The sequence below is a fragment of the Microcella pacifica genome (assembly GCF_009371975.2).
Classification (GTDB): domain Bacteria; phylum Actinomycetota; class Actinomycetes; order Actinomycetales; family Microbacteriaceae; genus Microcella; species Microcella pacifica.
This window is the reverse complement of the sequence record NZ_VIKT02000005.1, coordinates 48,993-63,983: the sequence shown is the minus strand read 5'-3', so window position 1 is coordinate 63,983 and position 14,991 is coordinate 48,993. Positions and strand designations below refer to the sequence as shown.

The 14,991-nt window shown below is 71.0% G+C and carries 13 protein-coding genes and 2 pseudogenes; 3 read left to right on the top strand and 12 right to left on the bottom strand.

The genetic code is table 11. From position 1 onward, the window contains the following. The first annotated feature begins 232 nt into the window (after window positions 1-232). Window positions 233-2,023: a DivIVA domain-containing protein gene (locus tag FK219_RS04260; RefSeq protein WP_328821597.1), complete on the top strand. Its 1,791-nt coding sequence runs from the start codon at window positions 233-235 to the stop codon at window positions 2,021-2,023. 33 nt (window positions 2,024-2,056) lie between these two features. After that, entirely contained in the window at window positions 2,057-3,118 is a 1,062-nt protein-coding gene (locus tag FK219_RS04255; protein WP_152583192.1) for an AI-2E family transporter, read from the top strand. 9 nt (window positions 3,119-3,127) lie between these two features. Here FK219_RS04255 and FK219_RS04250 read toward each other — a convergent pair whose 3' ends face one another. The 10 genes and pseudogenes from FK219_RS04250 to rpsB form a co-directional block, all read right to left on the bottom strand. Further along, entirely contained in the window at window positions 3,128-3,841 is a 714-nt protein-coding gene (locus FK219_RS04250) for an alpha/beta hydrolase (RefSeq protein ID WP_152583268.1), read from the bottom strand. Window positions 3,842-3,921: 80 nt separating this feature from the next. Then, entirely contained in the window at window positions 3,922-4,221 is a 300-nt protein-coding gene (locus FK219_RS04245; protein ID WP_152583191.1) for a hypothetical protein, read from the bottom strand. Between the two features lie 11 nt (window positions 4,222-4,232). Continuing rightward, the gene (locus tag FK219_RS04240; RefSeq protein WP_328821596.1) at window positions 4,233-4,901 is read right to left on the bottom strand and encodes an aggregation-promoting factor C-terminal-like domain-containing protein; all 669 of its coding nucleotides are present in this window, start codon (window positions 4,899-4,901) and stop codon (window positions 4,233-4,235) included. A 36-nt stretch (window positions 4,902-4,937) separates the two neighbouring features. Next, window positions 4,938-5,492 (bottom strand): DivIVA domain-containing protein, encoded by a 555-nt coding sequence (locus FK219_RS04235; RefSeq protein WP_152583190.1) that lies wholly within the window; start codon window positions 5,490-5,492, stop codon window positions 4,938-4,940. Window positions 5,493-5,520: 28 nt separating this feature from the next. Next, entirely contained in the window at window positions 5,521-6,546 is a 1,026-nt protein-coding gene (locus FK219_RS04230; RefSeq protein ID WP_235923750.1) for a phosphatidate cytidylyltransferase, read from the bottom strand. Further along, the gene (frr, locus tag FK219_RS04225; protein WP_152583189.1) at window positions 6,547-7,101 is read right to left on the bottom strand and encodes a ribosome recycling factor; all 555 of its coding nucleotides are present in this window, start codon (window positions 7,099-7,101) and stop codon (window positions 6,547-6,549) included. It abuts the gene before it with no gap. A gap of 97 nt (window positions 7,102-7,198) precedes the next feature. Next, complete coding sequence (locus FK219_RS04220; protein WP_152583188.1) at window positions 7,199-8,092, bottom strand: EamA family transporter; 894 nt, start codon at window positions 8,090-8,092, stop codon at window positions 7,199-7,201. Window positions 8,093-8,176: 84 nt separating this feature from the next. Continuing rightward, on the bottom strand, window positions 8,177-8,890 hold the full coding sequence (pyrH, locus tag FK219_RS04215; protein WP_152583187.1) for a UMP kinase: 714 nt from the start codon (window positions 8,888-8,890) through the stop codon (window positions 8,177-8,179). Between the two features lie 122 nt (window positions 8,891-9,012). Further along, a complete protein-coding gene (gene tsf / locus FK219_RS04210) occupies window positions 9,013-9,840 on the bottom strand; it encodes a translation elongation factor Ts (protein ID WP_152583186.1) in 828 nt (275 codons plus the stop codon). A 252-nt stretch (window positions 9,841-10,092) separates the two neighbouring features. Further along, window positions 10,093-11,073, bottom strand: a pseudogene (gene rpsB / locus FK219_RS04205) (30S ribosomal protein S2); the annotation flags it as partial. 139 nt (window positions 11,074-11,212) lie between these two features. On the opposite strand from rpsB, the pseudogene FK219_RS04200 reads away from it, so the two are divergent. Continuing rightward, a pseudogene (locus FK219_RS04200) lies at window positions 11,213-11,716 on the top strand (peptidoglycan DD-metalloendopeptidase family protein); the annotation flags it as partial. 153 nt (window positions 11,717-11,869) lie between these two features. Here FK219_RS04200 and FK219_RS04195 read toward each other — a convergent pair. Then, entirely contained in the window at window positions 11,870-12,793 is a 924-nt protein-coding gene (locus tag FK219_RS04195) for a tyrosine recombinase XerC (RefSeq protein WP_407941882.1), read from the bottom strand. A 51-nt stretch (window positions 12,794-12,844) separates the two neighbouring features. Beyond that, window positions 12,845-14,971 carry an MMPL family transporter gene (locus FK219_RS04190; protein ID WP_152583184.1) on the bottom strand — a complete coding sequence of 709 codons (2,127 nt, stop codon included), beginning with the start codon at window positions 14,969-14,971 and terminating at the stop codon, window positions 12,845-12,847. Between the last annotated feature and the right edge of the window lie 20 nt (window positions 14,972-14,991).

The following is a 14,991-nucleotide window of genomic DNA, read 5'->3' as shown; positions in this document are numbered from 1 at the left end:
CTGAGGGACGAGGTCGCTGCGGTTCAGGACTGATCGGGCGACGAGAGCGTCAGCTCGGTGCAGTCAGCGGCCAGCAGATTACAGACATTCCAGATTAGCGGATGCTCGGGGTGCGCGTCGTCGCGGGGCGGCCAAGCGGGCCCCCTCAGGCCGAATACTCAGGCGAGGCAAAGGCCGCGCGCGCCGATAGACTCGCAGGGTTCGCGCCCCACCGACCCATGGAGACCCCCACGTGGCAGGCACAGAGTTCGATTTCGGCACCGAGATGCGCGGCTACAAGCGCGAGGACGTCGACAAGGCCCTCCAGGACCTCCGGCGCGACCTCATCCAGTCGAACACGGAGAGGGCGGAGACCGCCAAGGAGCTCAAGCGCCTGCACGCCGTCATCGACGACCTGCAGTCGGAGCTCGACGAGGTGGGCCGCCCGACCTACGCGGGCCTCGGCACGAAGCTCGAGCAGACCCTGCGCGTCGCCGAGGAGCAGTCCACGCGGCTCATCAGCCAGGCCGACATCGATGCGGAGAAGCTGCGCACGAGCGCTCAGGCCGAGGCGGAGCGTCTGCAGGCCGAGACGGCGGGCCGCACGGAGCAGCTCGTCGCCGAAGCGACGGAGCGCGCGCGACAGCTGATCGACGACGCGACGCGCGAGGCCGAGGAACTCGTGACGCGTGCGCGCGCCGATGCCGACGCCCTCGTGACCGAGGCGCAGCGGGAGGCCGCCGCCATCCGCGGAGCCGTCGCCACGGAGGCGGCGGAGTCGCGCGCGACGGCGAAGCGCGAGATCGCGGCGCAGCGCGCCGAGACCGAATGGCAGCTCGCCGAGCTGCGTGTCGTCGCCGACCGCGAGGTGGCCGACGCACGGGATGCCGCGGCACAGCTCGCCCGTGAGACCGAGCAGGCCCGCGCAGAGTTCGAGAGCGACGACGCCACGCGCCGCGCGCAGCTCGACGCCGACATCACGAACGCGCGGGCCGACCTCGAGGACGAGGTGCGGCGGGCTCGCGACGAGGCCGCGCGCGAGGTCGCGCAGGGTCGGGAGGCCTGGGCGGCCGAGGAGGCCCGTCGGCGGAAGGAGCTCACGGACGAGCTCGCCGCTCTGCGCCTCACCGCGGAGCGCGAGACGACGCTGCTGCGGGAGACCACCGAGCGGGAGACCACCGAGCTGCGCGACATCACCGAGCGCGACGCCACCGAGCTGCGGGAGACCGCCGAGCGGGAGGCCGCCGAACTGCGCGACGCCGCCGAGCGCGACACGACGGAGTTGCGGGAGAGCACCGAGCGCGAGCTCGCGGAGCTGCGGGCGTCGACCGAGCGCGAAGCATCGCAACGGCGCCAGGATGCCGAGACGGCCGCGCTGCGCCTGCGCGAGCGAGCCGAGCAGGACACGATGGAGCTGCGCGCGACGACCGAGCGCGAGCTCGCCGAACTGCGAGAAGCAGCTGAGCAGCAGGCGCTCGAGACCCGCAGTGCGCTCGAGCGCGAGGCGGCCCGGCAGCGCGGCGCCCTCGCCGACGAGGCCGCGAAGGCACGGGCGCAGCTCGTGCACGATGCGGAGGAGAGCCGCGCGCGCCTGGAGCGCGCTGCCGAGCAGGCCCGCACCGACCTCGAGGTCGAGCTCACGGCGCGACGGGACGAAGCCGAGAAGGAGTACCTCGCGCGCCAGCAGGAGGCCGTTGCTCAGACGCAGCGCTACCTCGATGAGGCGACCGCCCAGCTCACCGAGGCCCAGGCTCGAGCGGCCGCGGTGCGCACCGAGGCCGAGAATCTCGACCGCAGCGCGCGCGAAGACGCCCAGAAGCGGAGGGCCGATGCCGACGCCACGGCGCGCGAGGTGCTCGCGAATGCCGAGCAGCGCGCGCAGGCGCTGCAGAAGGAGGCGGAGGAGCGCAGTGCGAAGCTCGTCGCCGAGGCGGAGGAGTCGCTCGCACGCATCCGCGTCGAACGCGACGCCGTGGCGGGCTACTTCGAGGGTCTGCGCGGAGTACTCTCGCAGGCAGAAACGCTGTCCCAGCGCGACGACTAGGCTGACGCCGCTCGACCTCAGGAGCCACGGCACGTGAAGATTCAGAACGCATTTCGCTTCGGCCTGTTCGGTGGGCTCGGGGTACTCGTGGCGCTCGTCATCGGCGGCGCGATCACGAGTCTCGCGACGATCATCACCTACATCGGTGCCGCGCTCTTCATCGCCCTCGGGCTCGACCCGCTCGTCTCGTGGCTCGAGGAGCGAAAGTGGCCTCGCTGGGCGGCGATCCTCACCGTCCTCGTCGGAGTCCTCGGCCTCTTCACAGGGCTCGTCTTCGCAATCATCCCCGTGATCGTCGAGCAGTCGAGCCGGCTCGTGGCGCGCATCTCCGACTACGTGAGGTCGCTCGACTCACTCGACGACTTCTTCGACAACGTGCAGTCGTTCATCCCCGTCGAGGTCGTCGATGTGCGTCTTGCGGCCGAGTCAGCACTCGAGTGGATCACGAACCCCGACAACCTCACGCAGGTCGGCGGCGGCGTGCTGTCGGTCGGCATCGGCATCGCCACGGGCGTGTTCGGCGCTCTCATCATCCTCATCCTGACGCTCTACTTCGTCGCGTCGCTCCACAACCTCAAGGGCGCCGTCTACAAGCTCGTGCCGATGTCCAAGCGCGAGCGCTTCATCGGCATCGCCGAGCAGGTCTCCTCGGCGGTCGGGCGCTACGTCGTCGGCCAGGTCACGCTCGCGCTCTGCAACGGCGTGCTGAGCTTCATCTTCCTGTCGATCATCGGGGCCCAGTACCCCGCGCTCTTCGCGTTCGTCGCGTTCCTGTTCTCACTCGTGCCGCTCGTGGGAACTCTCTCCGGGTCGATCCTCGTCGTGCTCACGCAGCTTCTCGTCAACCCGGAATCGATCTCGACCGTCATCGTCGCGGCCATCTACTACCTGGTCTACATGCAGATCGAGGCGTACGTGCTGAGCCCGAACATCATGAACCGGGCCGTGAGGGTGCCCGGCGTGGTCGTCGTGATCGCCGCGCTCGCGGGAGGCACGCTCCTGGGCATCCTCGGAGCCCTCATCGCCATTCCGGTCGCCGCCTCGATCCTCATCATCATCGACCAGGTCGTCGTGCCCAAGCAGGAGGCGCTCTAGCGGTGGGGCCTACGGCCAGTGGGTGGGCAGCGGCAGCACACCGGGGTTGAGCCGCGCCACGATCTCGCTCAGCACCCGCGCGGTCTGCGCCTCGCCGACCCAGAGGTGCTTGCCGCCCTCGACGGCGACGAACTCCTTCTCCGGCACGGAGGCGAACCTCTCCTCGGCCTCGGGCGGCCGCAGGTAGTCGTCGAGCTCGGGTACCACGACGACGAGGCGCGGGCCCGCATCGGCCCACGCGGCGACCTCCTCCTCGCTCGCACGATGCAGCGGAGGCGAGAGCAGGATCGCTCCATCGATCTCGTGCTCGAGACCGTGCTTGAGCGCGACCTCGGTGCCGAACGACCAGCCGAGCAGCCACGGCGCGGGCAGGCCGCGCTCGCGCACGAAGGCCATCGCGGCGGCGAGGTCATCGGCTTCGGCCTCGCCGTGCCCGAAGTCGCCCTCCGAGGTGCCGCGCGGCGAGGACACCCCGCGAAAGTTGAAGCGTAGCACGGCGAGATCCGCCATCGCCGGCAGGCGGGCCGCCGCCTTGCGCAGCACGTGCGAATCCATGAACCCACCCGCCGTGGGCAGCGGGTGCAGGCACACGAGCGTCGCGACCGGCTCGGCCTCCTCCGGCAGCGCCAGCTCGCCCACGAGCGTGAGCCCGTCGGCCGTGTGCAGCTCGATCTCCTCGCGCCGGGCGGGCAGCACCGTACCGCCCCGAATCAGTTCGCTCACGGTCGCGTCCTCTCGATCCTCGTCGTCAGCGGTGCGCGTGACGTCATCAGCGGTGCTCGTGACGTCATCAGTGGTGCGGGTCACGGCTCGATCTGCCAGCAGCGGGAGTGCCAGTGACGCCGTGCGGCGAGGTCTGCCTGCTCCCCCATGAGGCCATCGGCACGCCACGTGACGACGTGCGCGACACCCGCCGGCACCTCGGCCCCGCAGCCCGGGCAGGTGTAGACCTTCTGCGCGGCCGCGGCCCCGACCGGTTGCACGTTCCAAGTGCCCGAGCGCTTCGCCTCGGTGCGCCGCATGCCGAGCAGGATGCGCTCGAGATCGAGCTCCGACGGCTCCTCCGCGGCGCGACGGCGACGCGATCGGTTGCTGCGGGGCATACCGAGGGAGCCTAGTACCAGCCGATGCGCTGGCTCGTCGCCCACGCACCGCACGGCGTGCCGTAGCGCGCCTCGATGTAGCCGAGACCCCACATGATCTGCGTGCGGGGGTTCGTCGCCCAGTCGGAGCCCGCACTCGCCATCTTGTTGCCGGGGAGCGCCTGGGGAATGCCGTAGGCCCCCGAGCTGGCGTTGTGCGCGTAGACGTTCCAGCCCGACTCCTTGTTCCAGAGGGCGACGAGGCAGTCGAACTCCGCACTGCTCCAGCCGCGCGCCGCGACCATGTCTGCGGCGATCCCCTGCGCCGTGCCGGGGTCGGGCGTGCCCGCAGCGGGGGCGACGCCGTAGGTGACGACGCGGCTCGTGGTCCACTCCCCGCGATCGGCCGAGATCTCGTGATCGGGGGAGGCGACGAAGGTCTGAACGTCGGGCGCGGCGGGCGCCTCCGTTTGCTCGGCTACGAGGCTCAGGCTCGGAGTGGGGTCGGTCACGGCCGCGAGAACGAAGGCGAGACTCGCGACGGAGGCGAAGAGGGGCAGCGACCAGGAGGAGCGCACGTGGCGCTCGATCGTCGGCACTCCCGGCGTAGTGCGGGCCGTGGTTCGGGCATGGTCGACGGCGCCCTCACCGGGTCGACTCGACGCGGTGGGGCGCGCCTTTGTCGCTGCATGCCTACCCACGGGGCGCCATTCTAGCCCGTGGAGCCGAGGGGTGGCTCAGCGGACGGCCAGCATGAGCCGGATCGTCGTGTCGAGCAGCAGGTCGACCTGCGTCTCGTCGTACCCGCGGAAGGCGGGGCGGAAGGCGATCGTGCGCACGTTCTCCACCGTGAGCGGGGCGCCCTCCTGGAAGTATCTGCTGACCCGGTCCATGAAGGCGTCCACGTCGCTCGCGCGGTAGCCGCGCGAGAGGGCGTTCACGCGGCGGAACCGCCGACCCTCCGGCCGTGCGAGCCGATCGATGATGTCTTGCGCCGTCGTGCGCGACTCGGCGTCGTACGCCTCCTGGCCGAGCTCGGCGATCGCCCGCTCGCGCTCCCGTGCGGCGAAGGCTTCTTCGAGGCGCTCGAGAGCGGCATCCACATGACGGGCCGAGTACCCGCCGCGGCGGCGCACGCGAAAGGCGGTGTGGCGGATGTCGTCGCTCGTGAGCGAGCCGTCGGTGCCCGGTGCCGCCCCGTAGGCGGTGCGGGCCACCTCGAGGAACTGCTCGACCTCGTCGATGTCGTAGCCCGGCTTGCCCGGGCGCGGAGCGGGAAACGTGGAGGTCACGTCACCATTCTGCCCCAGTCGGAGAGCCTCAGGCGACGATGACGAAGAACACGTACGCGACGACCGTCGCCGGCAGGATCGAGTCGAGCCGGTCGAGGAACCCGCCGTGGCCGGGCAGCCACGTCGAGATGTCCTTGATGCCGAGATCGCGCTTGATGAGCGACTCGGTCAGGTCGCCGAGCGTCGCCGCCCCGACGAGTGCGAGGCCGAGCAGCACGCCGACCCACCACTCGATGCCGATCATGAAGAGCGCGAGCAGAACCGAGGCGACGATCGCCACGACGACGGAGCCGGCGAAGCCCTCCCATGTCTTCTTGGGGCTGATGCGCGGCGCCATGGGGTGCTTGCCGAACAGCAGCCCTGATGCGTACGCGCCCGTGTCGATGCTGATGACGACGATGAGATACGCGAGCACCCACCACTGCCCGCCGGGCTGGCCGGCCATCACGACGGCGAAACCGCCGAGAAGTGCCACGTAGGCGAGCACGAGGATGCCCGCGCCGAGGTCTGTTCCCAGCGAGGCGGCGCCCGTGCGCCGCGCGGGGATGAGCTGCTCGGCGAGCCGCCACAGGCTCACGAACGCGACACCGGCGAGAATCGCCCACCACAGGCCCTCGGCCCCGAGGTAGAACGCGGGCACGATGACGCCCACCGCGGCGATCACGAGCGGGATGCGCGGCACATCGCGCCCCGCGAAGCGCAGCGCGCTCGCGAGCTCGTAGGCGGTGAAGGCCACGAGGGCCGCCCCAAAGAGCATGAAGATCTCTTTGACGACGATGAGACTGAACAGCAGGGCGAGACCGAGGATCAACCCGAACAGGATGGCCTTGGGCAGGTTGCGGCCGACGCGGGCCTCCACCCGGGCATCCATCTCGCGTGCTCGCGATTCCAGGTCGTGCAGGGCCGTCTCGACGTCCTGGAGGGCGGCCTCGACGTCGGCGCGCGTACGACCGCGGCGCGCGAACGGAAAGCGCCGCCGGGGCTCGGCAGGCTGCGGCTCGGCAGACTCCTCCACCGGGGTCTCGTGGGTGGGTTCGACGGGCTCCGGGGGCATCTAGACCTCGAGGAGCTCGGCTTCCTTCTTCTTGAGAGCCTCGTCGGCCGCGTCGGTGTGCTTCTTCGTGAGGGCCTCGAGATCCTTCTCGGCGCGCGCCACCTCGTCATCGCCGACCTCGCTCTTGAGAGCGTCGAGGTCGTCCTTCGCCTTGCGGCGGATGTTGCGGATCGCGACCTTGCAGTCCTCCGCCTTGCCCTTGACGATCTTCACGTACTCCTTGCGGCGCTCCTCCGTGAGCTCCGGCATCGTCACGCGGATGATCTCGCCGTCGTTGTTGGGGCTCGCACCGAGGTTCGGGAAGTTCACGATCGCGCGCTCGATCTCCTTGAGCGCCGTCTTGTCGTACGGCGTGATGATGAGTGTGCGCGCCTCGGGGTTCTGCAGGCTCGCGAGCTGGGCGAGCGGCGTCGGCGAACCGTAGTAGTCGACGAGGATCTTCTGGAACAGCTGCGGGTTCGCGCGACCGGTGCGGACGGTCGAGAAGTCCTCCTTGGCGACCTCGACGGCCTTGGTCATCTTGTCTGCGGCTTCGGCGAGAACGTCGGCGATCACGGGCGGCTCCTTCGGTGGGTCGAGGGCCAGTCTAGTGGCCGCGAGGCGTCTGGCGGTCGGGATGCGCGGCTCGCGCCGCCGAGCGGCCCCCGCCCGGTCAGCCCGCGGCGAGCAGTGCCGCGCCCGCGAGCACGACGGCGCTGCCGAGCGCGCGGCGAACGGGGTGGGGCTCGCGGAACACGAGCCACCCCGCGAACGCCACGAGCACGACGCTGAGCTCGCGCGCGGGAGCGACGACGGAGACGGGCGCCAGGCCGTAGGCGGCGAGGATCGCGAGATAGGCGAGCGGGGAGAGCACGCCGATGGCAGCGGCGGCACTCCCGTGCCGCCGCGCGGCGTCGAGCAGCAGTCGCGGCCGCCGCGCCGACAGCGCGGCGAACACGAGCAGCTGCCCGACGAGGCTCGCCCAGAAGTAGCCGACGGGCTCGAAGGCGAGCGTCGTCACGGCGGCCGCATCCCACAGCGTGTACGCGGCGATGAGGGCACCCACGGCGAGGCCGTAGAGCACACCGGTGCGCCGACGTGCGCCGGCCGCATCGCCCGCCTCGCCGTTCGCGGGGCGCCGCGCGCCCGCCGTGCCGATGACGACCACGCCCGCCACGACGAGCGCCGCACCGGAGAGCACGACGGGGCCAGGGCGCTCAGCCAGCAAGAGCACGGCACCCAGCACGCTCAAGAGCGGCCCCGTGCCCCGCGCGAGCGGATAGACGACGCCGACATCCGCGAGCCGGTATCCGCGCTGCAGGAGCAGGAAGTAGGCGACGTGGAGGACGGCGCTGCCAGCAGCGATCGCCGGCCAGGCGGGAACGGATGGCGCGCTCTGCAGCAGCGAGGGCACGCCGAACGGCGCGAGCGCGATCACACTCACGGCGACCGCGAGCGTCACGACGTGGGGGCCGGATGCGCCCGTCGCCTTGATGACGAGGTTCCACGCGGCGTGGGCGACCGCGCCGCCGGCGATCAGGAGCGCTGCGATGCCCGCGTCAGGCACGGTCGACGCTCACCGCGTCAGCCTTCACCGACGCTCACCGCGCGAGACACGACCGACGCTCACCGCGCGAGACACGACCGACGCTCACCGCGTCGAGACGCGCGTGCCGATCTGCTCGCCGCGGATCGCGCGCGCGACGTTGCCCGCCGGCTCCATACCGAAGACGACCATGGGCATGCCATTGTCCATGCACAGGCTGAACGCGGTCGAGTCGACGACCTTGAGGCCCTTCACGAGGGCGTCCTGATACGTGATGTTGTCGAGCTTGTGGGCTTCCGGGTTGTGGCGCGGGTCAGCGCTGTAGACGCCGTCGACGCCGTTCTTGGCGACGAGCACCTCGACGGCCTTGATCTCGAGTGCGCGTTGCGCGGCCACGGTGTCGGTCGAGAAGTACGGCAGGCCCGCCCCCGCGCCGAAGACGACGACGCGGCCCTTCTCGAGGTGGCGCACGGCACGCAACGGGATGTAGGGCTCGGCAACCTGCGTCATCTGGATCGCCGACTGCACACGCACGGGCGCACCGGCCTGCTCGAGGAAGTCCTGCAGGGCGAGAGCGTTCATGACAGTGCCGAGCATGCCCATGTAGTCGGCGCGGCCGCGGTCCATGCCGCGCTGGCTGAGCTCGGCGCCGCGGAAGAAGTTGCCGCCGCCCACGACGACCGCGACCTCGACGTCCTTCGCCGCCTCGGCGATCTCGCGCGCGATGCCGCTCACGACATCGGGGTTGACCCCGAGGGATCCGGCGCCGAACGCCTCACCCGAGAGCTTGAGCAGTACGCGGCGACGGTCGGCGGTCATGGGGCCTCACTTCGGTGATCGTGGGTCGTGCGAGTCAACAGTATCGGTCGGACGGGCAACGAGAAGGGGCCCCGTTCGTCGCGACGGCGATGAACGAAGCCCCTTTCAGACGCTCAGTGAAGCTAGGCGCCGACCTTGAAGCGGGCGAAGCCCGTCACGGTGATGCCGGCGTCCTTCGCGACCTGCGCGACGGACAGCTTGTTGTCGCGCGCGTAGTCCTGCTCGAGCAGGGCGACCTGCTTGAAGAAGGCGCCGACGCGGCCCTCGACGATCTTCGGCAGAGCGGCCTCGGGCTTGCCCTCGTTGCGGCTGATCTCCTCGACGATGCGGCGCTCGTTGTCGACCGTCTCGGCCGGAACGTCGTCGCGCCTGAGGTACTGCGGGTCGGCGAAGGAAATGTGCTGCGCGATGCCGCGCGCCGTCTCCGCGTCGTCACCCGTGTAGGAGACGACGACGCCCACCTGCGGCGGGAGGTCCTTGTTGGTGCGGTGCAGGTAGACCTCGAACGTGGAGCCGTCGACGCGGGCGACGCGACGCAACTCCATCTTCTCGCCGATGATCGCGGCCTCGGCGTCGATGAGCTCGGCGACGGTGTGGTCGCCGGCCTTGGCCGCGAGCGCCTCCTCGAGGGTGGCGGCGCCAGCGTCGCTCACGGCGGCGAGAACCTTCTCACCTAGAGCGCCGAACTTGTCGCCCTTGGCGACGAAGTCGGTCTCGCACGCGAGCTCGATGAGCACCGCGTAGCCATCGGCCTCGTGCGCGGCGATGAGGCCCTCGCTCGTGGAGCGGTCGGCACGCTTCGCGTTGCCCTTCGCGCCCTTCAGGCGCAGGATCTCAACGGCCTTCTCCATGTCGCCGTCGGCTTCGACGAGGGCGTTCTTGGTGTCGACCATGCCGGTGCCGAGGCGCTCACGCAGGGTCTTGACGTCTTCCAGGCTGACAGTGGCCATGGAGGGTCTCCTCTACTTCTCGTCGGCCGGCGCAGCAGCGTCGGCATCGGTCTTCTCGGCCGCCGGCTTCTTGGCGGCCGGCTTCTTGGCGGCCGGCTTCTTGGCCGCGGGCTTCGCGGCGGGAGCCTTCTTGGCGGGAGCGTCGTCCTTGGCGGCGGCGTCGCCCTTCGCGGGAGCGTCGTCCTTCGCGGCAGCCTCGGCCTTGGGGGCAGCAGGGGCCTTCTTGGCCGGCGCCTTCTTCGCGGCCGGCTTCTTCTCCGCCGGCTCCTTCTCGTCGGGCGCAGCCTCGGCCTCGATCTTCGCCTCGGCCTCGGCGGGCGCCTCGGGGGCGTGCTCCGGCTCGGCGTCGGTCGTCGGCTCGGTCGTGGCGACCGCCGCGTCGGCGTCGTTCTCCTCGACCGTCGCACCCACGCCCTCGGTCTGACCGGCGGGCGTCTCCGCCTTCGCCGCGTCGCCCGACTCGTCCTTGCCCTGCTCGAGCAGCTCGCGCTCCCACTCGGCGAGCGGCTCGACGGCGGAGACGTTGCCCTCGGCCTCGGGCTTCTGGTGGCGCTGGATGAGACCCTCGGCAGCAGCATCCGCGATGATGCGCGTCAGTAGCGAGACCGAGCGAATCGCGTCGTCGTTGCCGGGGATCGGGTAGGCGAGCTCGTCGGGGTCGGCATTCGTGTCGAGGATGCCGATGACGGGGATGCCCAGCTTGCGGGCCTCGTCGATCGCGAGGTGCTCGCGCTTGGGGTCGACGACCCACATGGCGCTCGGCGTCTTCGTGAGGTTGCGGATACCGCCGAGCGACTTGTGCAGCTTCTTGAGCTCGCGGCTCTTGATGAGCAGCTCCTTCTTGGTGAAGCCCTGCGTCGTGTCGTCGAAGTCGATCTCCTCGAGCTCCTTCATGCGCGAGAGGCGCTTGGAGACCGTCTGGAAGTTCGTGAGGAGGCCACCGAGCCAGCGCTGGTTGACGTAGGGCTGGCCCACGCGCGTCGCCTGCTCGGCGATGGACTCCTGCGCCTGCTTCTTGGTGCCGACGAAGAGGATGGTGCCGCCGTGGGCGACCGTCTCCTTCGCGAAGTCGTAGGCCTGGTCGATGTAGGCGAGCGACTGCTGCAGGTCGATGATGTGGATGCCGCTGCGCTCGGTGAGGATGAAGCGCTTGACTTTCGGGTTCCAACGGCGGGTCTGGTGCCCGAAGTGCACGCCGCTGTCGAGCAGCTGGCGAATGGTGACGACGGCCATGGCCGTACTCCTTTGATCTCAGTTGTTGCTCTCTGACCGGTTGGCGAGAGCCCTGGTGCCCGGCGCTGCCTCCCACCCGCACGGTTCACGCCCCGCGCTAGCGGGGCCCGAGTGGGACTGAGGGAGGTGTGCGCCGTGGATGGGCACGCGAAGTCAACCGAACGAGCCGGTTGCGATGGCCAGCATATCACCGCTCCCCCACGGCACGCACCGGCGCCCGGTCATCCACCGGTGCGCGATGCAGGGGCCCGGATGCCCGCTCGCGGGCCACTCTTCCCCCATGCGCTCTCTGCTCGCCTGCGTCCTCGCCGTGCTCCTGGTGGCGGGCGGGCACGCGCCGGGCGGCACCGGGGCATGGACGTGGCCCGTCGAGGGGCCGCGCGTCGTCCTGCGGCCCTTCCTCGCTCCCCCGACCCCCTACGGCGCCGGCCACCGCGGGGCCGACCTCGCTGCGACCGCGAGCGGGGTGCCGGTGCGCGCGGCGACGAGCGGCGTCGTGCACTTCGCCGGGGTCGTCGTCGATCGGCCGCTCGTCACGATCCGGTCGGGAGCGCTGCTCGTGACGGTCGAGCCTGTCGACCCGGTCGTGAGGGAGGGCGACCGTGTCGAGGCCGGCGAGACCATCGGCACGCTGCTGCCCGGGCACTGCGCGCGGACCTGCGTGCACCTCGGCGTGAGGCTCGCAGGCGAGTACGTCTCGCCGCTGCTCTACCTGGGCGGGCTGCAGCGGGCCGTGCTGCTGCCGCTCGAGCCTGCGGCATCGGCCACAGCCTCGCTCGCCCCGACGCGGGCTCAGTCAGGCGCGGGGGTGGGCGGTGCGGTAGACCGAGGCGAGTCGCTCGGCGCTCACGTGCGTGTAGATCTGCGTCGTGCCGAGGCTCGCGTGGCCGAGGATCTCCTGCACGGCCCGCAGGTCGGCCCCGCCGTCGAGCAAGTGGGTCGCCGCCGTGTGGCGGAAAGTGTGCGGGCCCGCCGGGCCGCTTCCGCCACGGTCGGCGAGCAGGCGGGAGACGAGGGCGTAGACCCCGCGCGCCGACTCGCGCGCACCGCGGGGGCCGAGGAAGAGCGCGGCGCCCGAGGCAGGCGTCGCGAGCGCTGGCCGGGCCCGCTCGAGGTAGGCCGAGAGGGCGCGCTGGGCGGGCAGCCCATAGGGGACGACGCGCTCCTTCGCCCCCTTGCCGAGCACGCGCACGGTGCGCCGCTGCGCGTCGAGGCGGTCGAGATCGAGACCGACGAGCTCGCTCACGCGCAGAGCGCTCGCGTACAGCAGCTCGACGATCGCGAGGTCGCGCACCGCGAGGGGGTCATCGGTGGATGCCCGTGCCGCGAGCTCGTCGAGCACGGCGTCGACCTGCGCACGACTGAGCACGCGCGGCAGGTGCCGATCGGCGCGCGGCGACTTGAGGCGCGCGCCCGCGTCGCTCGGCGCACGACCGGTGCGCGCGAGCCAGGCGGTGAAGCCGCGCACCGTCGAGGTGCGCCGCGCGAGAGTCGAGGCGGCGAGCCCCTGCTCGTTCTGCCACCACACCCACTCCCGCAGCAGCTCGAGGTCGAGCAGCGCCGGGTCGGGCTCGGCCCCGCACTCCTCGACGAACTCGGTGAGGGTCAGCAGGTCGCCCCGGTAGGCGCGCAGCGTGTGCGGCGAGACGCCGCGCTCGAGCTCGAGAGCGCGCACATGCTCGTCGATCGCCTCGCGCAGTGCTGTCGTCGGCTCGTGCACGCCTCCAGCATGACCGCCCCGGGCCAGGGACCCGGGGCGCGACACGTCTCGCTAGCGCGCGGCGACCGACTCAGGCTCGGGCTCGGCCTCGAGGAGGCCGCTCTGCGCGTTCGCCCCCCGCGCCTCCGCCTCGGCGATCGTGAGCGTCGGGCGCCGAGGCCACCAGAAGCGGTCTCCCGAGATGAACGCGAGCGCGGGCACGATGACCGTGCGCACGAGCAGGGTGTCGATGAGCACGCCGATGCACACGATGATGCCGATCTGGGTGAGCGTGATGAGCGGCAGCACACCGAGCACCGCGAACACCGCGGCGAGCAGGATGCCCGCGCTCGTGATGACGGCGCCCGTCGCCGCGAGCCCGCGGATCATGCCCTCGCGCACGCCGAGATGCTCGGCCTCCTCCTTCGCTCGCGTGACGAGGAAGATCGAGTAGTCGACGCCGAGCGCAACGAGGAAGAGGAAGCTGAACAGCAGCACGTTCGTGTCGATCGCGGGGAAGCCGAATAGCGGGGTCTGGAACAGGAACCACGCTGCGCCGACGGCGGAGAAGAAGCTCGCGACGACGGCGATGAGCAGCAGGAGCGGGGCGAGCAGCGAGCGCAGCAGAATCGCGAGCACGAGGAACACGAGCACCAGGATGAGCGGGATGACCAGGGCCTGGTCGCGCTCTTGCGCGTTCGCGACGTCGAGGGCTCGGGCGTCGAGACCGCCGACGAGAGCCGAGCCGTCACCCACGGTGTCGAGCTCGGCGCGCATCCGCTCGATCGTGGCGAAGGCCTCCGCGCTCTCCGGGTCGGCCGCGAGCACGACGTCCACCTGCACGATGTCGTCCGCGGACTCGCCGAGCGTCGCCTCGTCCACGCCCTCCACATCAGCGAGCGCGGAGACGACGTCATCGCCGTCTGAGACCGGCGCGATGACCACGGCGGGCGAGGAGCTGCCGGCGGCGAAGGCCTCCGCGAGAATCTCCTGCCCCACGACGGCCTCGGGCTTCTCGATGAAGCGTTCGTTCTGCGAGAGGCCCACCTGCACGAACAAGAGCCCGCTCGCGAGTGCTCCGAGCGCGACGAAACCGGCGAGCGCGACGGTGACGGGGCGCTTGCTGACGCCGCGACCCAGGCGGCCCCACGGGCTGCGCGAGATCGCGTCGGGCGCCCCGAAGCGCGGAATGTATGGCCAGAAGAGGCCGCGACCGAAGAGCACGAGGGCTGCCGGCAGCACGAGGAGCGCGAAGATCATCGCGACGATGATGCCCGTGGCGCATGCGATGCCCAGGGCGCGGTTTCCCGCGAGCTCGGCGAAGACGAGAGTCGCCAGGGCGAGTGCGACGGTGCCGCCGCTCGCGAGGATCGCGGGCCCGGCGCCGAAGACGGCACGACGCATGGCCTCGCGCCTGTCTTCGTGCAGACGTAGCTCGTCGCGGTAGCGGGCGATGAGGAGGAGGGCGTAGTTTGTGCCGGCACCGAAGACGAGCACGGAGAGGATGCCCGTGACGGAGGCATCGAGAACGATGCCGAGGGCGGCCGCGACGCGCGCGGCGATGATGCCCGCGAGGCCGTCGGCGATGCCGACGACCGTGAGAGGCACGAGCCAGAGCCAGGGGCTGCGGTAGGTGACGAGGAGCAGCACGGCGACGACGATGACGGTCGTCAGCAGCAGGGTGAAGTCCGCGCCCTCGAAGACCGCGGCGATGTCGACCTCGAAGCCTTCCGCTCCGCTCAGGTAGACGTCGATGCCCGACAGCCCCTCCGCGGAGACCGCGCGCAGCTCGTCGGCGCGCTCGGCCTGCACGCCGACATCCGAGACGATGTCGAGGGGAACGGCGACGAGGGCGACCGTGGAGTCCTCCGACACCGCGGGCGGCGGCACGAAATCCTCGGAGGAGAGCTCGGCCAGGTCTGTCGTGCGCTCCGTGATCGCGGCGATGTCGTCGGCGTCGAGCTCACCGGACTCGCGCGTGAAGACGAGCAGCGCGGAGGTGCCGTCCGCGCTGGGAAGCTGCTCCTGCAGCGCTTCGACCTGGGCCGCCTCGGCACTGTCGGGCAACCCGACGGGCGGCGCCGTCTCCTCGTCGTTGCCCGAACCGGCCGCGAAGATCGCGACGGAGGCGGCGAGGGCGACGACGAGGACGATCCACGAGGTGCGGGCGGCGGTGATGAACCGGAGCAGAGTGCGCATGAGTGAGGGAATCCTTCGCG

Bases quoted from the DNA above. Each gene is read 5' to 3' on its own strand.
- tsf (WP_152583186.1), bottom strand. From the start codon at position 9,840: ATGGCCACTGTCAGCCTGGAAGACGTCAAGACCCTGCGTGAGCGCCTC.
- FK219_RS04230 (WP_235923750.1), bottom strand. From the start codon at position 6,546: ATGCCCCCGGAGCCCGTCGAACCCACCCACGAGACCCCGGTGGAGGAG.
- FK219_RS04190 (WP_152583184.1), bottom strand. From the start codon at position 14,971: ATGCGCACTCTGCTCCGGTTCATCACCGCCGCCCGCACCTCGTGGATC.
- FK219_RS04245 (WP_152583191.1), bottom strand. From the start codon at position 4,221: ATGCCCCGCAGCAACCGATCGCGTCGCCGTCGCGCCGCGGAGGAGCCG.
- pyrH (WP_152583187.1), bottom strand. From the start codon at position 8,890: ATGACCGCCGACCGTCGCCGCGTACTGCTCAAGCTCTCGGGTGAGGCG.